The sequence below is a fragment of the Streptomyces sp. NPDC057694 genome, assembly GCF_042799415.1.
GTDB lineage: Bacteria > Actinomycetota > Actinomycetes > Streptomycetales > Streptomycetaceae > Streptomyces.
This window is the reverse complement of sequence record NZ_JBHVIX010000010.1, coordinates 253,364-274,526: the sequence shown is the minus strand read 5'-3', so window position 1 is coordinate 274,526 and position 21,163 is coordinate 253,364. Positions and strand designations below refer to the sequence as shown.

19 protein-coding genes are annotated in these 21,163 nt (G+C 71.3%); 11 read left to right on the top strand and 8 right to left on the bottom strand.

All coding sequences use genetic code 11. The features are described 5' to 3' along the window. Positions 1 to 94: 94 nt before the first annotated feature. Complete coding sequence (locus ACFVDP_RS23265; protein ID WP_383492595.1) at positions 95 to 871, bottom strand: LamG domain-containing protein; 777 nt, start codon at positions 869 to 871, stop codon at positions 95 to 97. Between the two features lie 159 nt (positions 872 to 1,030). Further along, positions 1,031 to 1,885 carry a ribonuclease activity regulator RraA gene (locus ACFVDP_RS23260; protein ID WP_383492592.1) on the bottom strand — a complete coding sequence of 285 codons (855 nt, stop codon included), beginning with the start codon at positions 1,883 to 1,885 and terminating at the stop codon, positions 1,031 to 1,033. Positions 1,886 to 1,994: 109 nt separating this feature from the next. On the opposite strand from ACFVDP_RS23260, the gene ACFVDP_RS23255 reads away from it, so the two are divergent. The 6 genes from ACFVDP_RS23255 to ACFVDP_RS23230 all read left to right on the top strand — a co-directional run bounded on the left by ACFVDP_RS23255 (position 1,995) and on the right by ACFVDP_RS23230 (position 10,559). Beyond that, complete coding sequence (locus ACFVDP_RS23255; protein ID WP_383492589.1) at positions 1,995 to 3,296, top strand: alpha-L-fucosidase; 1,302 nt, start codon at positions 1,995 to 1,997, stop codon at positions 3,294 to 3,296. Positions 3,297 to 3,312: 16 nt separating this feature from the next. Next, positions 3,313 to 5,310 (top strand): heparinase, encoded by a 1,998-nt coding sequence (locus tag ACFVDP_RS23250; protein WP_383492586.1) that lies wholly within the window; start codon positions 3,313 to 3,315, stop codon positions 5,308 to 5,310. Positions 5,311 to 5,446: 136 nt separating this feature from the next. Next, entirely contained in the window at positions 5,447 to 6,691 is a 1,245-nt protein-coding gene (locus tag ACFVDP_RS23245) for an ABC transporter substrate-binding protein (RefSeq protein WP_383492583.1), read from the top strand. Continuing rightward, on the top strand, positions 6,670 to 7,596 hold the full coding sequence (locus ACFVDP_RS23240; RefSeq protein ID WP_383492580.1) for a carbohydrate ABC transporter permease: 927 nt from the start codon (positions 6,670 to 6,672) through the stop codon (positions 7,594 to 7,596). The genes ACFVDP_RS23245 and ACFVDP_RS23240 overlap by 22 nt, the downstream gene beginning before the upstream one ends. Positions 7,597 to 7,606: 10 nt before the next feature. Then, the gene (locus ACFVDP_RS23235; RefSeq protein WP_383492578.1) at positions 7,607 to 8,536 is read left to right on the top strand and encodes a carbohydrate ABC transporter permease; all 930 of its coding nucleotides are present in this window, start codon (positions 7,607 to 7,609) and stop codon (positions 8,534 to 8,536) included. 34 nt (positions 8,537 to 8,570) lie between these two features. Next, positions 8,571 to 10,559, top strand: a complete 1,989-nt coding sequence (locus tag ACFVDP_RS23230; protein WP_383492575.1) for a right-handed parallel beta-helix repeat-containing protein — start codon at positions 8,571 to 8,573, stop codon at positions 10,557 to 10,559. A 74-nt stretch (positions 10,560 to 10,633) separates the two neighbouring features. Here ACFVDP_RS23230 and ACFVDP_RS23225 read toward each other — a convergent pair whose 3' ends face one another. The 3 genes from ACFVDP_RS23225 to ACFVDP_RS23215 all read right to left on the bottom strand — a co-directional run bounded on the left by ACFVDP_RS23225 (position 10,634) and on the right by ACFVDP_RS23215 (position 13,378). Then, positions 10,634 to 11,368, bottom strand: coding sequence for a GntR family transcriptional regulator (locus tag ACFVDP_RS23225; protein WP_383492572.1), 735 nt, complete (start codon positions 11,366 to 11,368; stop codon positions 10,634 to 10,636). 95 nt (positions 11,369 to 11,463) lie between these two features. Further along, a complete protein-coding gene (locus ACFVDP_RS23220) occupies positions 11,464 to 12,450 on the bottom strand; it encodes an acetylxylan esterase (protein ID WP_383492570.1) in 987 nt (328 codons plus the stop codon). A 91-nt stretch (positions 12,451 to 12,541) separates the two neighbouring features. Further along, complete coding sequence (locus tag ACFVDP_RS23215; RefSeq protein ID WP_383492567.1) at positions 12,542 to 13,378, bottom strand: amidohydrolase family protein; 837 nt, start codon at positions 13,376 to 13,378, stop codon at positions 12,542 to 12,544. A 116-nt stretch (positions 13,379 to 13,494) separates the two neighbouring features. On the opposite strand from ACFVDP_RS23215, the gene ACFVDP_RS23210 reads away from it, so the two are divergent. Next, positions 13,495 to 15,417: a hypothetical protein gene (locus tag ACFVDP_RS23210; protein ID WP_383492564.1), complete on the top strand. Its 1,923-nt coding sequence runs from the start codon at positions 13,495 to 13,497 to the stop codon at positions 15,415 to 15,417. Further along, entirely contained in the window at positions 15,414 to 16,346 is a 933-nt protein-coding gene (locus tag ACFVDP_RS23205; RefSeq protein ID WP_383492561.1) for an aldo/keto reductase, read from the top strand. Before ACFVDP_RS23210 ends, ACFVDP_RS23205 begins: the two co-directional genes overlap by 4 nt. Here ACFVDP_RS23205 and ACFVDP_RS23200 read toward each other — a convergent pair. After that, positions 16,336 to 16,884 (bottom strand): DoxX family protein, encoded by a 549-nt coding sequence (locus ACFVDP_RS23200; RefSeq protein WP_383492558.1) that lies wholly within the window; start codon positions 16,882 to 16,884, stop codon positions 16,336 to 16,338. The two genes, ACFVDP_RS23205 and ACFVDP_RS23200, sit on opposite strands and share 11 nt — an antisense overlap. Positions 16,885 to 16,950: 66 nt before the next feature. Here ACFVDP_RS23200 and ACFVDP_RS23195 point away from each other — a divergent pair, with 66 nt between their 5' ends. Next, on the top strand, positions 16,951 to 17,673 hold the full coding sequence (locus ACFVDP_RS23195) for a DUF4097 family beta strand repeat-containing protein (RefSeq protein ID WP_383492555.1): 723 nt from the start codon (positions 16,951 to 16,953) through the stop codon (positions 17,671 to 17,673). A gap of 94 nt (positions 17,674 to 17,767) precedes the next feature. Continuing rightward, complete coding sequence (locus tag ACFVDP_RS23190) at positions 17,768 to 18,877, top strand: hypothetical protein (protein ID WP_383492552.1); 1,110 nt, start codon at positions 17,768 to 17,770, stop codon at positions 18,875 to 18,877. A gap of 7 nt (positions 18,878 to 18,884) precedes the next feature. Here ACFVDP_RS23190 and ACFVDP_RS23185 read toward each other — a convergent pair whose 3' ends face one another. Together ACFVDP_RS23185 and ACFVDP_RS23180 are read right to left on the bottom strand one after the other, a co-directional pair. Continuing rightward, positions 18,885 to 20,081, bottom strand: a complete 1,197-nt coding sequence (locus ACFVDP_RS23185; RefSeq protein WP_383492549.1) for a beta-ketoacyl-[acyl-carrier-protein] synthase family protein — start codon at positions 20,079 to 20,081, stop codon at positions 18,885 to 18,887. Beyond that, on the bottom strand, positions 20,078 to 20,335 hold the full coding sequence (locus ACFVDP_RS23180) for an acyl carrier protein (protein WP_383492546.1): 258 nt from the start codon (positions 20,333 to 20,335) through the stop codon (positions 20,078 to 20,080). Before ACFVDP_RS23180 ends, ACFVDP_RS23185 begins: the two co-directional genes overlap by 4 nt. 70 nt (positions 20,336 to 20,405) lie before the next feature. Here ACFVDP_RS23180 and ACFVDP_RS23175 point away from each other — a divergent pair, with 70 nt between their 5' ends. Continuing rightward, entirely contained in the window at positions 20,406 to 21,146 is a 741-nt protein-coding gene (locus ACFVDP_RS23175) for a 1-acyl-sn-glycerol-3-phosphate acyltransferase (RefSeq protein ID WP_383492544.1), read from the top strand. Positions 21,147 to 21,163: the final 17 nt, after the last annotated feature.

Sequence of the window (21,163 nt, the reverse complement as noted above, 5' to 3'; positions counted from 1 at the left end):
CCGCTCGGAGGAAAAACAACCACTCCCCCTGTGTCTAGGTACGCCGGATGCCCCCCCCCCCCCCCCCGCGGCGGCGGTGAACTCGCCCGGCGGGTCAGCCCGGTTCGTTCGAGGAGAGCGAGCTCACCTCGCGAGAGGTCAGTTCACGGTCGAAGACATGAACGTCCGCGATGTCACCGCTCCAGTGGTCGGCCGCCTTGCCGTTGAACTTGCCGCGGCCGATCACCACGGTGCCGGTCGGCTTCACACCGTTGGAGGCCTCTCTGGTCCCCGCGAGCCGGCCGTCCACGTAGATCCGCATCCGGTGGTCCTTCTGACTGTACGTGCCGGTCAGCTGGTACCAGTGATCCGCCTGAGGCTTTTCGGCCGTCTCCGCGACGGTGCGGGCACCGAGGAAACTGAAGGCGAAATTTCCGTCAGGGCCGGAATACTGCAGGAAGAACGTGCTGGTCCGGTCACCGTCCTGTGAGAGGGCGGTGTGGATTCCCTTCATGTTCTGGGAGGTGGCGCGCACGCGCGCGGCGACGGAGTAGTCCTTGCCCGCGGTGTCCAGGCGGGTGTTGGTGTCGGCCTGTCCGGTGCTGCCGTCGAGGCGCACGGCGCCGCCGTTGGGGCCCTCGGTCCACTGCGCGCCGCCGCTGACGGTGGCGTCGCGACCGGCCTTCGCGGTGCCGGACTGATGCAGGGGCCACCACCCGAGCCCCTGCAACTGCTCGGTCTTGTCTTCAGGATGTGAAGCGGCCGGTTTCGCCTTGTCCGCGGCCTTGTCGGCCTTCTCGGTGTCCTGGTCGCGCACCAGGTGGACCACGACGAACGCCAGGGCGACGGTCAATACGGCGATCGTGGTGATAAGTGGCCATCTGCGCGTCATGTACATCCCCAGAGATACGGCATAGGTGTGTCACTGGGGATCACGAGTGTGGCAGCCAAACGGTTCAGCGCTCATTCACCTTGTGACAGAGGTGTGAGACACCCCACTCGCGCAGGAGACCAACACGTGTGCCCGGGGTGAGGGGTGTGTGAAAGCCGGTCATTCGGCGGCGCGGCTCGCCACGTAATCGCGATATTCGGTCAGGCTTTCGCCGCTGAGCGGGTAGTAGTCGGAGAGCCGTGCTCCCTGGTCGAGGCGGAGGCGGGCGAACGCCTCGCGGTCCTGGTGCAGCAGGGAGTCCTCGGCGAGCGGCACCGCCTTGTCCTGCGGGACGACGACCGCGCCGTCCTCGTCGGCGACGATCAGATCACCGGGTGTGACGAGTGAACCGCCCACGCCCACCGGCACGTTGAACGCCGAGGGGAACAGCTCGGTCTGGGAGGCGTAGTGCGGGGTGACTCCGGTGCACCAGACGGGGACGCCGAGCTCCCGGATCCGGGCCGCGTCCCGCACCCGCCCGTCGACGACGATGCCGGCGCCGCCGCGCAGCTTGAAGTAGCGCACCAGCATGTCGCCGAGGCAGCCGGTGAAGTGGCTGCCGTGCGCGGAGACGACCAACACGTCGCCGGGCCGCACCGACTCCAGGACGCCCCACAGCGGGGTCTTGCGCTCGATGTCCTCCTGCTCCGCGCCGTTGAAGACGTCCTCGCGCTGCGGCAGGAACTGAAGGGTCACGGCGCCGCCGGTGACCTTGACGTCCGGCTCGCGGTGCAGCGGCACGGGGCCGTCGATGAACGTCCGGGTGATGCCCATCTGATGCAGCTTCGCGCAGGCCGTCGCCGCGCTCACGTCCTTGAGCGCCTCCACCATCCGCGCGGTGGGCCGTGCGTAGGACGCGGTGTGGACCGGCGCCCGCATCGACTCGTAGCCGACGCGGCCCTCCCCCGTCCCGCCGCTGCCGTTGAGCCGGGCCCCGCCGGCCGACGGCGCTTCCTGATCCCCAGTCGGGTGCATGCACTTGCCTCTCCGCGCGCTCGTCGCACGCAACGCCAGTGACATCATCGCCTATCGATGGTAGATAACAGCCAATCGATTAGTGCTGTCAATGCTGTTCGTACCGCCCATGCGTCAGGAGCAAGCCGTGCCCGGTGCCCTTACCGACCCCTCCCAACTCGCCCCACGCACTGCCTGGTTCGAGGAGGCGCGGTTCGGTCTGTTCGTTCATTTCGGCCTGTACAGCATGGCGGCCCGGCACGAGTGGGTGCGCAGCCGGGAGGCCATGTCGCAGGAGGCGTACGACCGTTATCTGGACCGCTTCGACCCCGATCTCTTCGACGCCCGTGAACTGGCGCGCAAGGCGCGGGAGTCAGGGATGCGGTACGCGGTGCTGACCACCAAGCACCACGACGGCTTCTGTCTGTTCGACTCGGCGCTCACCGACTACACCTCGGTCCGGGCCGCGAACCGTGACCTGGTGCGGGAGTTCGTGGACGCGATGCGTGCCGAGGGGCTGCGGGTCGGTCTCTACTACTCGCTGCTCGACTGGCACCACCCGGACTTCACCGTCGACGAGCACCACCCGCTGCGCGGTACGGACGCCGAGCGGGAGCCGCGCGACATGGCGGAATATCGCCGGTACATGGAGGGCCAACTGCGCGAACTGCTCACGAACTACGGCGACATCGACCTGCTCTTCTTCGACTTCACCTACCCGGAGAAGGGTCCCGAGGAGTGGGGAGCCGGGCAACTGATGTCGGTCGTGCGCGAGTTGCAGCCGGACATTCTGGTCAACGACCGGCTCGGTGTCCCGGGCGACTATGTGACGCCGGAGCAGTACCAGCCGGACCGGCCGCTGGAGCGGGACGGCGAACGGGTGCTGTGGGAGGCCTGCCACACGCTGAACGGCTCGTGGGGGTACGACCGTGACAACCACGACTACAAGGACCCGGCGCTGCTGGTGCGGATGCTGGTGGAGTCCGTGGCGTGCGGCGGCAACCTGCTGCTGAACGTCGGGCCGACCGGCCGGGGCGCCCTGGACCCGCGCGCCCGGGACACCCTGGGCGCCATCGCCGAGTGGAGCGCGCTGAACGCGCGGTCGGTGCACGGCGCCGGCCCGAGCGCGTATCCGCCGCCCCCGGGCACGCTGTACACGCAGCGCGGCCGGTACCTGTATCTGCATCTGCTCGCCTGGCCGCTCAAGCACCTCCATCTGCCGGGGCTCGCGGGGCGGGTGCGCTACGCGCAGTTCCTGCACGACGGCTCCGAGGTCCGCTTCCAGGAGATCGACCAGGCGCCGCCCGAGCACAACAACCTCGCCCCGCACAGCCAGCCGGCGGGCACCCTCACGCTGACGCTGCCGATCGCCCGGCCGGACGTGCCGCTGCCGGTGATCGAGCTGGAGCTGGACGTCGAAGACGATGCGTGAACAGGTGCCGGGCCCGTTGAGCGAGCGTCTGCTCCCCCTGCCGGAGCGGGCGCTCGCCGATCCCGCCGCGCGGCTCACCGTGCCCGACGTGACCCGCCGCGAGGTGTGGGACGCCGTGCCGAAGGCGCTGCGCGAGCGCGTACTGGCCGACGCGGCGGACGAGTTGGGGCGCCCGGCGCCCCGGCTGACGGCCGGGGCGTGGGCCCGCGCGCTGCGCGACGGCAACCGGGGCGCGTACGAGGACGCGGCCTGGCGTCTTCAGGAGCGGGTCTCCCTGCTCTGCCTGGCCGCCGTCCTGACCGGCGAGTCGGCGGACGCGGCCGATCCGGCGCCCGACGCCTGCCCGTACCTGGACGCGGCCGTCGACGGGCTCGTGGCGTTCGCCGAGACGAGCACCTGGTGCTGGGCGCCGCACGACCGGTTCGCGGCGGCGCGCGGCGAGGTGGTGCCGGATCCCGACGACCCGTATCCCGACCTGGGTGCCGCCGAGGTCGCCGCGCTGTTCGCCTGGGCGGACCACGCGCTCGGCCCGCATCTCGACCGGCGCGCGCCGGGGCTGCGGCGGCGGCTGCGGCGGGAGGTGGAAGCGCGGCTGCTCGGCCCGTTCGAGCGCCGTGGGGACTGGGCCTGGATCGGCGCGGACGGCGGCGCCAACAACTGGAACCCGTGGATCCATGGCGCCGTCCTGGCCGCCGCACTGCTGCTGTGCGACGACCCCGACGAACCGGCCGCGCCTGATGCCCCCGCCGACGAGGAGCGCCGCACCCGGCTCGTCTCCCTGGTCGTCGAGGGTCTCGACCACTATGTCCGCGCGCTGCCCGACGACGGCGGGATCGACGAGGGCATCTCCTACTGGTGGGCGGGCGCGTGCCGGCTCCTGGAGATCCTCGATCTGCTCGCCGACGTCGGCGGACCGGCACTCGACGCCCGCGAACTCCCGCTGCTCGCTGAGCTGTTGAAGTACCCGCGGCGGATGCACCTCGGCGCCGACCGGTACGTGAACGTGGGCGACGCGCCCGCCCGGCTGGACACCCGGCAGCCCTGGCAGGTGCCGTTCCGCTGGGGCGGCCGGCTCGGGCAGCCGGACACCGTGGCACACGCGCTGGCGGGGGCGCGGCAGCAGGAGTGCGCCGCTCCCCCGCGGGCCGGTCTCGGCCGGGCGCTGACCGCGCTGGCCGACCGGGACTGGTGCCGGGCGGTCACCGGGCCCGTACCGGAGCCGTCCTGGCCGTCCCGCGAGACCTGGCTGCCGAGGCTGCAGATCCTGGTGGCGCGGGAGGCGGCCGGGAGCACCGACGGGCTCACGCTCGCCGTGAAGGCGGGCCACAACGGCGAGCACCACAACCACCTGGACGTCGGCTCGTACTGGCTGGCCGTGGACGGACGGCCCCTGGTCGTCGACGTCGGCCGGCCCACGTACACGGCGCAGACCTTCGGCCCGGACCGCTACGCGGCCTGGCCGTTCACCAGCGGCTGGCACAACGTGCCGGAGCCGGGCGGCGCAGGACAGCTTCCCGGGGCCGCGTACGGGGCGCGCGAGGTCGGCGTCGAACTCGGCGCTGACCACTCCGGGTTGACCGCCGAGCTGAGCGCCGCGTACCCGCCGGGCACGGTCGAGCGCTGGGACCGCACGGCACGCCTGACACGGGCGTCGTCCGGCGCCCCGGCCTCGTATGTGAGCGTCGAGGACCGCTGGCGGGGCGGGCCGCCCAGGGGCGCGCTGCACCACGTCCTGGCGGGGCACGTCGAGCACGGGGACGGCTGGGCCACGGTCACCTGCCCGGACGGCGGTCGCGGCCTGGAGATGCGGTGGGATCCCGACGCGGCCGACGCCGTCGTCGAGCCCAGAAAGCTCGACGATCCGCTGCTGACCAGGAGTTGGGGAGACGTTCTGACCCGTCTCACGCTCATCGCGCGCACCTCCGGGACCCAAGGCGGGCTCTGCGTACGGTGGTTGGTTGCTGCAGCACCCTTGAACTACCGAAGTGCCAGCCATAGCATCAGCAATCGATAGACGATAGTCGCTGAGGCGCGGGCACCGTCCCCGTCTTCCCCACCTTCGGGCCACCTCCCATCGCTGCTCCACCGGGAAGCCTGCGACTGAACACCAGCTATCGATTATTCACGACTACGCAACGGAGCGTGTCCCGATGAGAACAATGTGGCGCCGTGCCTGCGGACTCGCCGTGGCTCCCCTGGTGATGGCGTCGGCCGTCGCCTGTGGCGGCGGATCCGACCAGGCCGCGGGGGGTACGACCCTCCGCGTCATCGTGAACATCACGCCGAACCTGACGGAGAAGTACTGGAACGACCTCTTCGCCGGGTACGAGAAGGCCCATCCCGGGGTGACGGTCAAGCTCGAACTGACCGGCACCATCTCGGCCGACGCGAAGCTGCGGCAGGACCTCGCGGCGGGCGACGCGCCGGACGTCGCGCAGCAGATCGTGCCGACCGCCGACACCGCCTCGCTCTTCGCCGACCTGAGCGAGGAGTCCTGGACGGCGAAGACGCCGCTCGCCGACCAGTACGCCGTGGGCGGCAAGCGCTATGTGGTCGGGGTGGGCGAGCAGATACAGTCGCTCGTCTTCTACGACAAGGCCGCCTTCGAGAAGGCCGGACTGGACGCCTCGAAGATCCGCACCATGGACGACTTCACCGCGGCCATGGGCGAGTTGAAGAGCGCGGGCTACAAGCCGCTCCAGACCGCCGGCCAGTGGGTGACCGGCTCGCAGTTCTCGATGATGGCCGACGCGGGTGTCCTCACCGACAACCCCAAGTGGACGGCCCAGCGCACCGCCGGCAAGGTCTCCTTCGCGGACAGCGGCTACGTCGACTACCTGAAGCGGTACAAGGGCTGGATCGACAAGGGCTACCTGGAGAAGAGCGCCCTCGGTGTGACCTACGCGGACGGCCAGACGGCGTTCCTGAACGGCAAGTCGGCGATGTACATCATGGGTTCGTACTTCGTGCCCGCCGCCGACGCCGCGAAGAAGAGCGACAACATCGGGGTGTTCTCCATGCCGACCGACGGGGCGTACCCGTCCGGCCAGTTCGGCAACATCTCCAACCCGTACGTCGTGGTGAACAAGTCGCCGCACAAGGCCGAGGCCATCGACTTCGTGAAGTGGGCGACGACGAACCCGAAGGCCATCAAGAGCCAGCTCGCCTCGGACGGCAATCTGCGCTCGGGCTTCTCGTACCCCATGTCGAGCCTCGGCACCTCCGTGCAGAAGATCCTCGACAAGACGCCTTCGGTGATCGTGAAGTCGGGGGCCAACACGCCGATCGCCGGGTACAGCGACGAGCTGAACAAGCAGATCCAGTCCCTGTACACGGGCGCGTCCCCGAAGGCCGTAGCCGACGGATTGGACAAGTGGTGGAACTCGCAGGGCTGACCGACACACAGCGGCGCGTCCGCCGCCGGGCCCGGCTGCGCGAGTCGGCGCTCTCCTTCGGGATGATGGGCCCGGCGGTCCTGCTCTACACGGTGATGACGGTCGTACCGGTCGGTGTGGCGGTGTATCTCAGCCTCACCGACTGGGACGGCTTCTCGACCGCCGCGTTCATCGGGCTCGACAACTACAAGCACCTGTTCGACGACCCGAGTTCGTCGGACGCCTGGTACGTGACCGGGCTGATCTCCGTGGTCGGCACCGTGCTGATGGTGGGCCTGGGTCTGGTGTACGCGCTCGCGCTCAAGGCACGCTCGCGCTCCAACTCCTTCTTCCGGGCCGTCGCCTACTTCCCGCACGTGATCAGCGCGCTGATCCTCGGCTATCTGTGGGCGGCGATCCTCGGGACGAACGGGGCGATCAACAACACGCTCGCCAAGTTCGGCATCGAGCCGGTCGGTTTCCTCTTCGACGAGAACTTCGCGGTGATCTCCCTGATCGGGGTGATCGTGTGGGCGGGCTTCGGGTTCAACGTGGTGCTGTTCGTGGCGGCCTTGCAGACCGTCCCGGCCGAGTTGCTGGAGGCCGCCGCCATCGACGGCGCCGGCAAGCGGCAGATCAACACGCGGGTCGTGATCCCCATGATCGCGCCCGTGGTGACGGTGGCGACGGTGCTCAATCTGGTGGGGCTGATCCGGGCCTACGACATCGTCGTCAGCCTCACCGGCGGCGGTCCCGCGGGATCGACGCAGACGTTCACGTATCTCATTCTCGCCCGGTCCTTCGAGGGCACCAAGGTCGGTTACGCGACCGCACAGGCCGTGTTCCTGATGGTGGTGTCCGCCGTGCTCGCCCTCTTCGTGACGGCGCTGCGCAACCGCCAGGACCAGGCAGCGACAGGTCGGTGAGGAGCCGGTGGTGGTGGTACTAGAGGCAGAACCCGAGGCGGCGGCCCGCAAGCGGCCCAGGATCCGGCCGGCCCGCACGGACGACTGCGGCGGCGGGGGCGCCGAGCACGAGGAGACCCGGTCGCCGCTGCGCTGGGCTCTGCTCGGGGTGCTGTTCGTCGTGATGGTCGTGCCGATCTATCTGCTGGTCGTCAACGCGTTCAAGTCGCAGCAGGAGATCCTCGACAACCCGTTCTCGATCCCGCTCGGCGGCCTCACCTTCGAGCACATGGGCGCGGCGATCAGCAGCCCGCAGTTCAATGTGATCGGCGGCTACGGCTTCACGCTGTTCCTCGTCGTGCTGGTGGACGTGTTCTGCATCCTGCTGGCGGGACCGGCCGCGTACGCGATCGCCCGCAGCCTCAAGAAGCGCACGCAGCTGGTGCTGCTGTACTTCCTCGCGGGCACGTTCATCCCCGGCGCGGCGGTGATCATCCCGGTGATCTACGTGCTGCGGGAGATCGGGCTCGCGAACACGGTGACGGGTCTGGTCGCGCACGACGTGGCGTCCACGCTGCCGGTGAGCATCTTCCTGTTCGTCGGGTTCATCCGCACGATCCCGGTGGACATCGACCACGCGGCGACGATCGACGGCGCGGGCCGCTACCGCACCTTCTGGACCATCATCTTCCCGCTGATGCGTCCCGCGGTGGTCACCGTGCTGATCCTCAACTCCATAGGGATCTGGAACGACTTCATCTCGCCGCAGATCCTGCTCAGCCCGTCCTCCGGGCACTACACGGTGACGACGGCGATCTACGCCGGCATCAGCCAGTACTCGACGGACCTGACGAAGGTGTTCCCGAACCTGCTGCTGGCCATCGCGCCCGTCGTCATCTTCTTCATCTACATGCAGCGCCACATCATCAGCGGTCTCACGGTCGGTGCCGTGAAGGGCTGACCGCTCGGTCGACACCAGAAGAAAGGATCACGGAGTGTCCAGGAGTTGGAGACATCTGTCCGCGGCCGCCCTGCTCACCGCACTGACAGTGGTCGCGGCCGGCCATCCGGCGGCGGCCCATCCGAACAAGACCCGGCCGCACACGTCCCAGGCGGCCACGACCTATTACGTCGGTCCGTACGGCGCCGACACCAACCCGGGCACGAACGCCACGAACCCGTTCCGCCACATCCAGAAGTGCGCGGACGTGATGGTGCCGGGCGACACCTGCGAGATCGTGTCCGGCAACTACGAGGAGACGGTCGTCCCGGCCCGCTCCGGCACCGCCGCCCTGCCGATCACCTACAAGGCGGCGTCGGGCGCGGACGTGACGGTGAACGGCGCGTCGAAGGTCACCGGCTTCGACCCGGTCACCGCCGCCGACGTCACCGCGATCGCCCAGAAGGACCCGTACGCGGCCGACTCGCAGTTCAGCGACGCCGTGGCGGCCGGGCACGTCTACAGCACCGCCGTCGACCTCGGCTCCGACGTCTCCACGGTGCAGGTGTTCACCGACAAGAAGATGGACGTCGAGGCCCAATGGCCCTATCCGGGAACGGACTTGCTCGACCCCTCGCTCCAGTACGCCGGTGAGGGCAGCGCGGACGCCACGATCTCCGACGCGGACCTGACCCGCCCGGCGGGGTACTGGGACGGCGCGCGTGCCCTCACCGGCTACTGGTACATCTCGGCCACCGGCACGGTGAAGAGCTCGGCGGTCGGCTCGGTGACGCTCGACGTGGCGCCGCCGTGCGTCCACAAGGTCGTCCCCAAGGAGACGCGGTACGCGCTGTCGGGGAAGATCGGCGAACTCGCCCACCCCGGCGAGTGGTTCTACGACCCGACGGCCAAGCGCCTGTACGTGTACGGGGACGACGACCCCGACAACCACACGGTGCAGGTCAAGCGGCGCACCCTGGGCTTCGACCTGACGGGCGCGAGCCACACCACCGTCAAGGGCGTCAAACTCTTCGCCACGACGATCCAGACGGGTGCCTCCAGCACGGGCGTCACGCTCGACGGCATCACCGGCACGTACCTGTCGCACTACACCGACATCACGCGCGGCGCGACGGACTGCGGCTCGACGGTGACGCGGGGCGTCGGTGACACCGGCATCATCCTCGACGGCACGTACAACAGAATCGTGAACAGCGATCTGTCGCTGAGCGCCGGGAACGGGGTGGCGCTGCGCGGCCAGAACAACACGGCCACCGACAACGTCATCCACGACGTCGACTACATGGGCACCTACGCGGCCGGCATCGCCGTGCAGGGCAACAGCCAGACGGTCACCCACAACACCATCTCGACGGTCGGCCGCAGCGGCATCAACCTGCAGTGGAACACCGTGGACGGCCTCGACCCGGGCAAGGACACGATCGCGTACAACGACATCTCCGGGTACGCCCGGCTCAGCCTGGACGTCGCCGCGATCTACACCTGTTGCAGCGCGTACATGATGGGCTCGTCCATCGACCACAACGTGCTGCACGACCCGGCGCCGACCACGACGTCCACGACGTTCGGCATCTCCGGGGTGTACGCCGACAACGGGCAGAGCGACCTCGTCATCGCCGACAACGTGGGCTGGGGCAACCGCGAGGGCACGGTGATGCTGAACGGTCTGGGCACCGGCTCGCACGACAACGGCGTGTACAACAACACCGGCGGGATGACGCTCTTCTACGTCAAGGAGGCCGGCCAGTCCACGGGCACACACATCGCCAACAACATCGGTCCGATCAAGGGCCTGGACGGCGCATCGGCCGGTGGGCTCGTCGCCGATCACAACATGCTGGAGACGGTCGACCCGCGCTTCGTGGACGCCGCGGGGCACGACTACCAGTTGGCGGCCGACTCCCCCGCGCGCAATGTGGGGCTCGCCGTGCCGGGCGTCAACGACGGGTCCACGGATCCGGCGCCGAGCCTGGGCGCGTATCAGTACGGTGCGCCCAAGTGGACCGCGGGCGCCCGCCGTTGACCTGAATCCACGGGCGTACGAGGAAGGGCCCGAGCCGGATGTCCGGCTCGGGCCCCTCCTCTCTTCGGCCTCGCTCACTTGCGTTTGGCGACGGCCTTCTTGCGGGGCTTCTTGATCTCCCGGGCGTCCGGCACCGGTCCGCGGCCCGCGGCGTGGTCGGCGAACGCCGCGGCCGCCTTGTCGGCCTCCCCGTCCCGCAACAGGTCGACCAGGCGCCCGTGTTCATGGGCCATGGCCTGCCAGTCGCCGTCGAAGAGCGGGTCGGAGATGGCCCGCAGCGTGCGCAGGCTCGGCTCGATGACCTCCCACATGCGCTCCAGGAACGGATTGCCCGCGCACTGGCTCACCACGGTGTGGAACTCGATGTCGGCCGTGCGGAAGGCGCTGACGTCGCTCGCGGCGACCGCCTCGTGCATCCGCTCCACCAGCGCGTCCAGCGCGGCGAGCTGCTCCGCGGTGATGTGCTCGGCGGCGAGCTGCGCGGCGAGGCGCTCCAGCGGCTCGCGCACCTGACGCGCGTACTCGGCGTCCTGCGAGGAGATCTCCACGACGAAATGGCCGCGTCGCGGGACGTGCATGAGCAGCCCCTCACGCGCGAGCCGCTTCACCGCCTCGCGCACCGGGGCCTGGCTCACGCCGAGCCGGCGGGCGATCTCCGACTCCACCACCCGGTCGCCCGGTCCGAGGTCACCGTCCACGACCGCCTGGCGGAGCAGTTCGTACACCTGGTCCGAGATCAGGGTCTTGCGGAACCGGTCCTTGTTGGTGGCCAGCGTGGAGACGAAGCCACCCGACGCGTTAGATGCCATGAATTCCCAATTCTTCGCTGGGGCACGTCAGTTGGTCCACAGGGAGCTGTGCGGGTATGCGGACCATCGTACGCGCCCATCGTCTATCGATGGAGTCACATCGAGCTTTCCAGCCGCTTGGCCAGCCAGGCCAGCTTGACGACCTCGTGGTCGGGGCCGCCGCCCTCGTGGTCGTTGAAGGGGTACACCTCGATCCGCTTGTCGGCCTGGTCCACGCCCCGCTCGGCACCGTAGTGGTTGAACGCCGCGTACACGGTGGAGGGCGGGCATATGTGGTCCATGAGGCCGACCGAGAAAAGCGTCGGCGCGTTCGCCCGGCGGGCCAGCGTGGCGCCGTCGAAGTAGGACAGGGTGCGGGCGACCGTCGCGGCGTGCGCGCGGTGCAGCTTCACGAACTTGGTGACCTCGACGTAGGGGATCGCGTCGGTGATCGTGGTGGCCCGCGGGAAGTGGCACAGGAACGGCACGTCCGGCAGACAGGCCACCAGGTCGGGGACGAGCCCGGCCGCGGCGAGCGCGATGCCGCCGCCCTGGCTGGTGCCGGTGACCACGGTGCGGGCCGGGTCGACGGCCGGGTGCCAGCGCGCGGCGGCGACGGCGCGCACGGCGTCCGTGTACAGCCGCCGGTAGAAGTAGCGCTCCGGGTCGAGGACGCCCCGGGTGAGGAAGCCGGCAGCGGCGATGTCGCCGGTGGCCGGGTCGGGGTCGGGGGTGTCGGCGCCCTGCCCCCGGGTGTCCATGACGAAGTGCGCGTACCCGGCGTCGGCCCACAGCCGCTTCTCGTGCGGGGCGCCGCGGCCGCTGCCGTAGCCCAGGTACTCGACGACGACCGGGAGCGGTCCGGTGCGGGTGACCGGAAGATGGAACCAGCCGCGCACGGGGTGCCCGCCGTATCCGGCGAAGGTCACGTCGAAGGTGTCGATCGTCGCCAGGCCGTTGTGCACCGGGGTGAACGTCGCGTCGATGCCGAACGGCTCCTGCTCGGCGAGGGTCCGCCGCCAGAACGCGTCGAGGTCGGCCGGCTCGGGCAGATCGGGGCGGTATCTCTCCAACTCGTCCAGGGGCAGGTCGAACTGGGCCATGGGGCATCTCCGCGGAGGTCGGGGCCGGATCGCAGGTCTTTCATCGCCTATCGATCATCGAGGGAATCGAATCAGGGGCGTTCGAGCACTGTCAACAGCGCAGCCGGTACGCGCGGACGGCGTTGCCGTGCAGCACGCGCTCGCGCTGCTCCGGGGTCAGGCGGTCAAGTCCGGTGCGGGAAAGGGCCAGTGAGTCGGCCCGGGTGCCGCGCGGCAGGCAGATCGGCCAGTCGGAGCCGACGAGGCAGCGGTCGGGGCCCAGCACGTCGACCACGTGCCGGACCAGGCCGGCGACGCGTGCGGGGGCGACGCCGTGCTGCTGGGTCAGCAGGCCCGAGATCTTCACCAGGACGTTCGGCGCGGCGGCCGCTCTGTCGAGGTCGCGGTGCCACTGCGCCGTGTTCTCGGGGTCGCCGGTGGCCAGGTTCGGCGCGTTGCCCAGGTGGTCCACGACGAGGGTGAGCCCGGGGTGCCGGTCCGCGAGGTCGGCGGCGGACGCCAGGGCTCCGTGGTGCAGGTTCAGTTCGAGGACCAGGCCCGCCGCGTCCAGGGCGGGGACGAGCGCGCGGGCCGACGCGGGGGTGTCCGGCAGCGAAGCACCCCCGAGCCGCATGCCGTTGGGCCGGGTGTCGCCCCCGTCCCGCAGGAGCTCTTCGAAGCGTTCGGGGCCGTCCTCGCCGTGCACGTGGAGGTTGCCCACATAGCCCGCGACCAGGTCGGGGCGGCGCAGGCGCAGCTCGCGCAGGGCAGCGGTCTCGCCCGTGTCGCCGCGCGAGGCCTCGACGAGGACCGTGCCGCTCAGCTCGCCGACGCCGTCACCGGAGTGCGCCAAGTCGGCCTCGTCGTAGGCCCGGTGGTGCGGGCTCCCCGGCCGGATCCAGCCGAACCCCCGGTCCGGGTCCCACAGATGGGCATGGCAGTCGATCACGGTCCGCTCCCGAGTATTGACACGTCGGCTCCCCGCCGGTGACTCTAACCATCGGCTATCGATGGGCGATTGTTCAATACGGCAATCCGCATGCGACGAAGGAGCGGGTGTTCTCCATGCTCAGGTCTGAGCCGACCGGCGGCACACGGGCAGGCGGCGAGGCGCACGGGCCCTTGCTGAGCGCCCGCAGGGCCCTCACCGACATTCCCCGATGGGCGCTGCTGGAACGGGAGTTGTTCGCCGGCCAGGAGAAGGCGTGGCGGCTGTTCGCCGACCGCTACACCGAGGGGGACGGACGCCTCGTCTTCCGGGACCGGCTCGGCGGGGGCATGGACGGCCGCGACGGCGCGGACGACTTCTACGAGCCGTTCTTCAACTGGCCGACGCTGTACGTGCTCGGCGGCAGCGCCGAACTGCTGACGGCGGCGCGCCGCCACTGGCAGGGGGTGAGCGCACAGCTCACCGAGATGGGCATGCTGGTGGACGGCCTGGAGCGCGGCTACGACTGGTTCCACCAGGGCGAGGGCCTGCTGCTCTTCTACGGCCTGTGCCTCGCGGACCCGGACGACCCCCACCTGCGCGAACTGGCCTGCCGGTTCGCCGACTTCTACCTTCCCGGCGGCCCGAACTACGACCCCGAGCACCGGGTCCTGCGCGCCCCGCACAACGGCGCGACGGGCCCGAGGTTCGGGTTCAGCGACGAGGAACCGTACTTCCCGTGGAGCCTGGCGCTGCACCCGTACGGACTGCCGCTGGACGGGTTCGACGGCGTCACGTCCTTCGAGCAGCTGGCCGGTTCCCCGGAGCTGGCCCGCGCCTACGGCCGGGCGATGTGGGACCGGATGGGCCGCGGCGACACCCTGGCGAACCTGGGCGCGACCGGCCTCGCCACCAACGCGTACCTGCTCAGCGGCGAGCAGTCCTACGCGGACTGGGTCGCCGAGTACGTCGGGGTCTGGCAGGAGCGGCTCGCGGGACGCGACGTCCTGCCCGACAACGCGGGTCTCGACGGCGAGGTGGGCGCCTACCTGGACGGCCGCTGGTACGGCGGCCACTACGGCTGGTCGTGGCCGCACGGCCTGTCCCCCGTGGGCAGTTCGGCCATCGTCGGCGCGGCCAACGCGACGCTGCTGACCGGCGACCGCGGCTATCTGGACCTGGCCCGCAACCCGCTGGACGTGGTACTGCGCCACGCGGAGCGACGCGGCGCGGACCAGATGGGCACCCTCGGCGAGCGGTGGGAGCCGCACCTGCGGACGATGGACGCCGAGCGGACCCTGATGGTGCCGCAGCGGCACAACGACTCGGGCTGGTTCGACTTCACCGTCATGCCGGGCCAACTGCCGCTGTCGCTGTGGCACTTCAGCCGCGAGCAGGCCGACCAGGACCGCATCGAGGAGCTGCGCGCCGGGGCCGCGTGGGACTGGACGGCCGTGCACACCCAGCGCATCAAGGACGAGGCCGGGCACGAGGAGCCCTGGTACGAGTATCTGCAAGGGCGCAACCCCGACTTCCCCGAGCGGATGCTCACGAGCGCGCTCGCGAGCTGCGCGGAGCGGGTCGCCGCCATCGAGGGCGACACCACGGATCCGGCAGTCGGCCCGGACATCCTGGACATCCACCACTGGCAGCACCTCAACCCGGTCGTCACCGAGGCCCTGTTGCAGCTGACCACCGGCTCCCCGCAGGTCCTCTACAACGGCGGACTCGCCCAACTGCACGTCCGCTACCACGACATCGAGGCCCGGCGCCCCGGCCTTCCGCAGGACGTCGCGGCGCTCGTCTCCGACATCCGACCGGAGCACACGGTGGTGGAGCTGGTGAACCTCGGCGGCGCGGCGCGCTCGCTCCTCGTGCAGGCGGGTTCGTTCGCCGAGCACCGGATCACCGCCGTCCGCGCCGACGACGGGCCCGAGCAGCCGGCCGACGGTCCGTACGTCCGGGTCGCCCTGCCCGGACACACCCGGCTGCGGCTGACCCTGACCATGACGCTGCGCGCGCACCGCGCGGCGATCTCCTCCCCCTGGGGGACCGCGTGAGTCACCGACTGCCGTTCGCACTGCCCCGCCTCGGACTCGGCACCGCGCCCCTCGGCGGCCTCTTCGAGGAGGTCTCCGAGGACGCCGCCGAGGCCACCCTCAGGGCCGCGGCCGAGGCCGGGATCACCTACTTCGACACCGCGCCCCGCTACGGTCACGGCCAGGCCGAACAGCGGCTCGGCCGCCTCCTCGGTCCCGCCGGGGTCAGCGCCCCGGTGATCTCCACGAAGACCGGCTGGCTGCTGCGCCCGAAGCCGGACGGCTCACCCGGCGAGGTGGTCACGGACTGGACGGAGCGCGGCATCCGGGAGTCCCTGGAGTCGAGCCTGACCCGCCTGGGCCGCGACAGCGTCGACATCCTCTACCTGCACGACCCCGACGCCTTCCCGGAGGAGATCCGCCGCACCGCGTACCCGGCGGTGCGCAGGCTGCGCGACGAGGGGCTGATCCGGGCGATCGGCTTCGGCATGAACCACAGCAGGCAACTCGCCGCCTACGTGGACGAGTTCGAGGTCGACGTCGTGCTCATCGCGGGCCGGTTCTCGCTCCTCGACCACGAGGCGCTGGACACGCTGCTGCCGCTGTGCGCCCGGACGGGCACGGCGGTGGTGGTCGGCGGCGTCTTCAACACCGGACTGCTGGCCGACCCGACGCCCGACGCCATGTTCAACTACCGTCCCGTGCCGGCCGAGGCGCTGGACAGGGCCCGGCGGTGCCGGGCCCTGTGCGCGGAGTTCGGCGTGCCGCTGCCCGCGGCCGCGATCCAGTTCCCGTATCTGCATCCGGCCGTCGGCTCCGTCGTCGTCGGCTGCCGTTCGGCGGCCGAGGTGACGGCGAACGCGGAGGCGGCCCGCTTCCCGGTCCCGGACGCGCTGTGGCGGCGGCTCGCGGACGAGGGCTTCGTGCCGGAGCGGCTGCTCAGCCGGTGACGGTCTGCCGGGCGCGGTCGGGCAGGGCGCGCACGGCGTCGGCCGCGTCCCGCACGGTGTGGGTGGTCTCGCGCCGGGCCTTCGCCGCCTGCTTGCGGCCGGAGGTCGCGGCGCCGCGCGCACGGTAGGCCAGCGACGGCTTGCCGTGGGTGTCGGCCGCCGCGATCAGCAGCCCGCCGATCAGGGAGACGTTCTTCACGAAGTGGGTGCGCTGCTGGCTCCGCCGCTCGGGGTCGTCCTCCTTCCACCAGGCGTGCCCGGCCAGCGTCGTCGGGACGAGCGAACCCGCGAGGGCGAGCGCGGCGAAGCGCGGCGCGATGCCGGTGGCGAGCAGCAGTCCGGCGCCGATGTGCACCGCGCCGTTCAGCCGGACGAGCTGCTCCGGGTCGTCGGGCAGGCGCGGCACGCGGGACGCCACGGGCCGGGCGACCGGTTCGGCGGCGGGGGCCACGCGTCCGGGGGCGCGGACGGTGGAGAGCCCTCCGGTGATGAAGACGGAGGCGAGCATCGGACGTGCGTATTTCCTCAGTACAGCCATGAGGACCGCGTTCCCGGGTGCGGGCCGGGCACGCATGACGGTCTGCGGTCGGGGCACTCGGCGCCCATGAGAGCAGTGACCGCGGTGGCGTCCTGCGCCGCCGGACTCGCGCTGGCCTCCGTGCTCGTGGGGTGCGGCGGCGACTCCCGCACGGCGCCGGCAGACCTGGAGCCCGCGTCGTCGGGCGCCCGGCTCGTGATCACCACGGAGAACGGGCTGCGGCTTCGCCCCACCGACGGCGACCGGGTCACGGTCGACGACGGCGTCGACCACCACTGGTCCCACCGCGACCACACCTGGGTCCTCGATCTGACCTGCAAGGGACAGTGCCCCCGGATGCCGCGGGTCTCCGTACCGGACGAGACGGCGGTCACCGTCGTCGCCCGCAACGCGGGCATCGACGCGGCGGGCGTCCCCGGCGCCCTGGACCTGACGACGGTCAACGGCGATGTGACCGTGGCCGATTCGGGCGCCGACGGCGCGGCCGTGCGGCTCACCACCCGCAACGGCTCCGTCCGCGCGAGCGGCGTACGCGCCCGGTCCCTGGCCGCCGAGACGGTGAACGGCGATGTCGTCCTCGGCTGCGCCGACGCGCCCCGGCACCTGTCCGCCACCACGGTCAACGGCACGGCGTCCGCCGTCCTGCCGCACGACGCCCCGGCCTACCGGACCACCGCCACGACGGACAACGGACGTCCCTACGTCTCCGTACCCGCCGAAGGCGCCTCCGCCGACCGCACGTTGACCCTCTCCACCGTGAACGGAGACGTGCGCGCCCGGCGCGACTGAACTGTCAGTGGCCTGTGCAATTATGCGCCGACAATGATCGGAGCCGTCCTGGGGAGAGGACGGCTCCGTACTGAATCGGCCAGGAGCACACAGCATGAACTCGGGTGGGGATCAGAGTGGTTCGTCCGTCTCGGACGAGGAGTGGGAGCGGTTCGTCCGCGAGTCGGAGGAAGGGGTGCGCGAGGCGCCCAAGGAACCGTCGGCACGGGCCCGGATGGTGACGCGGCGCCTTCGGGAGGAGCCCGCGCCGCCCACGGGATGGCGGGAGCACCGGCCGCCGCGGAAGAAGAGACAGTACAAGTACGTGATCGGTTGGCTGGCCGCGTTCGCGCTGCTGCTCGTGGCACTGCGGCCGAGCCTGGTGACCGATCTGTTCGACGGCGGCGACGGCACGGACACCACGCCCCTGGCCGCGGAGTCGGGACGGCCGGACGCACCGCCGCCGACCCAGGACGCCCAGCAGCCCACCCTGGACGAGCCGTTCCGGGGATCGCCCGCCGCACGCTGGGCGGACGGCGTGGACGGGATCACGGTGCCGGAGGCGAGGGCGACCGGCTGGATGAGCCGGGCGCAGGTGCGCCAGGCGCTGGGGAAGACACGTGACTTCCTGGAACGCTCCAGCCTCGACGCGGGTGTGCTGGCCGGGGAGCGGCCGGAGGAAGCGATCGCGTTCATCAATCCGCACCAGCAGGACATGCGGCGGTTCCTGCGGACGGCGTTCGACAAGCCCACCGAGAAGTACGATCCGACGCTGCTGTTCAGCCGCTTCGACCCGCACGGGACGCGGCTGGTCGGCGACGTGGTCAAGACCCGCGGCCGGATGACGTACGAGGAGGGCGAGCGCGGCGCGCTGAAGGTGAGCACCGACGTCACCTTCGTCTACCCGGTGGTCCGCGCGGAGGAGGGCAGCACCGAGGTGACGCGCGTCATCGTGCGGCGCTCGGTGGTGGTCGCCTGGGACAACCCCGCGACGGTGGTGACCGAGCCGGGCACCTTCGGCATGATCTCGTTCGAGTCGTCCAACAGCAACGCCGGCTGCGACACCACCAGCGGCTACTACGAACCGGGCTTCGCCGACGACGCCGACACGACCGGGCAGCCGCACGACGGTGCCACCGTGGACCCGTACGACCGGAGCGGATCGCTCACCGAGCAGCTGCGCGCGGACGCGGACAAGGGGTGCGGCACGGCGAGCCGGTCCTGACACCCGCTCAGTCCCGCGCCAACACCACCACCGCGTTGTGCCCGCCGAACCCGAAGGACGTGCTGACGGCCACGGACGAGGTGAGCGGGCGGGCGGTGTCCGCGACGGTGTCGAGGTCGAAGGCCGGGTCGGGGTCGGTGAGGCCCGCGATCGGCGGGACGACGTCGTCGCGCAGCGCGAGCACCGTCAGGGCCGCCTCGATCGTGCCGGCCGCCCCGAGCGAGTGGCCGAGCGCCCCCTTGGCGGAGGTGACCGGCGGGCGGTGCGGGAGGACGCGGGCGAGCAGGGCGGCCTCCATGGCGTCGCCGCGCGGGGTCGAGGTGCCGTGCGCGTTGACGTGGTCGACGTCGGCCGGGGTGAGGCCCGCGTCCGCGAGGGCGGCGCGCAGCGCCCGCTCGGCGTGCCGGCCCTCGGGGTGCGGGGCCACCAGGTGGTGGGCGTCGCTGCTGGCGCCGTATCCGGCGAGGTGCGCGAGCCGGGGCGCCGAGCGGGCGGCCGCGTGCTCGGCGCGTTCCAGGACGAGCGCGCCCGCGCCGTCGGCGATGACGAAGCCGTCGCGGGCCCGGTCGAAGGGCCGGGACGCCGTGTCGGACAGCGCCCCGAGCTGGGCGAAGCCGGTGACGACGAGCGGGGTCACGGAGGCCTCGGCGGCGCAGACCACGGCGATGTCGCACTGCCCGGAGGCGAGCAGGTCGCGGGCGGCGCCGATGGCGGTGCCGCCGGACGCGCAGGCGGTGGCGACGGCGAAGGCGGGCCCGGTGGCGCCCAGGTGCAGGGCGACGGTCGCGCACACCATGTTGGGCAGGAAGCCGGTGAGGAAGTACGGGGAGACGGAGCCGGGCCCGTCGGCGGCGAGCCGGGCGGACGCGCGCGCCTGCGTGTGCATGCCGCCGGTGCCCGCACCGGCGACGACCGCGACGCGCGTGCCGTCCCACTCCGCCGGATCGAGCTTGGCCCGGTCGAGCGCCTCGGTCACCGCGGCGAGCCCCATCCGCACGCTCGGGTCCAGGTGCGCGACACCGCGCTGCCGCAGGGGCAGTTCGTCCGCGCCCTCGACCCGGCAGCTCAGCGAGACGGGCAGCTCGCGCAGGCTCGGGTCGGGGGCGGCGCAGGCCCGCCCCGCGCGGACGGCGGCCCAGGTGGTGTCGGCGTCCCGGCCGGCCGGGGTGACCAGGCCGAGGCCGGTCACGACGATGCCCGTCATAGGGCCCGCCGAGCGTCGACGCGGGCCGTGAACTCGGCGAACCCGAGCTCGCGCAGTTCGTCCTCGGTGACGGTGACGCCCAGGTCGTCCTTCAGGGAGATCGCCATCTCGACGACCATCAGCGAATCGACGAGCAGCTCGGTCATCAGGGCGTCGTCCCGCACGGCGGCCGGATCGACCTCGAACTTGTCGACGAGCAGTCCGGTGATCAGGTCGGTGGTGGGCGTCGGGGACGCGGCAGAGGAGATGGTCATACTGGAAGGAACCACCCCAACGGCATCTTTAGCCTTGCGTCCGCCCATTTTCAGCAGAAAGTGGGATTCCGTGACTCAACGGAACTCCGGACCGCTCGCCCAGGACCCGACCGACCTGGCCGAATCCCTGCTCGGCTGGCTCGCCGACGACTACTTCCGGGTCGAGGTGGCCGGTCTGGAGAATCTCCCGGCGGCCGGCCCCGCCCTCCTCGCGGCCAACCACTCGGGCGCCTGGGGCCTCGACGGTTTCGTCCTGCACAAAGTGCTGCAACGCCAGGTGCGGCGGCCGGTGCGGGTGTACGCGTCCGAGCTGATCCTGCGACTTCCGGTGCTCGCCGCGTACGCCCGTCACCACGGGATGATCACCGACGATCCGACGCTGGGCCGCGACCAGCTGGCGGCGGGTGAGCTCGTCGCGCTGTTCCCGGAGGGGTTCAGCGGGGTCGGCAAGCGGTTCTCGCAGCGCTACCGGCTGCGGCCGTTCGGCCCCGGGTTCGCGAGCGCGGCCGTGCTGACGGGGGCTCCGGTGGTGCCGGTGTCGATCGTGGGCGCCGAGGAGGCGTATCCGAAGCTCGGGGAGATCGGGGCGCTGGCCCGCCGGTTCGACCTGCCGTTCTTCCCGGTCACCACGCCGCTGCCGCTGCCGTCGAAGTGGCTCATCAGCATCGGCGAGCCGATCCCGGCCCCGGCGCGCGCCGACTCGTTCGCCGCGCGGTCGGCGGCGACGCGGCGGCTGTGCGACGAGGTCTGGTTCACGGTGCAGGGCATGGTCGACCGGGACCGGGGCCGCCGCACGACCCCGTTCTGGTGAGCCATGTGCCGTGCGGC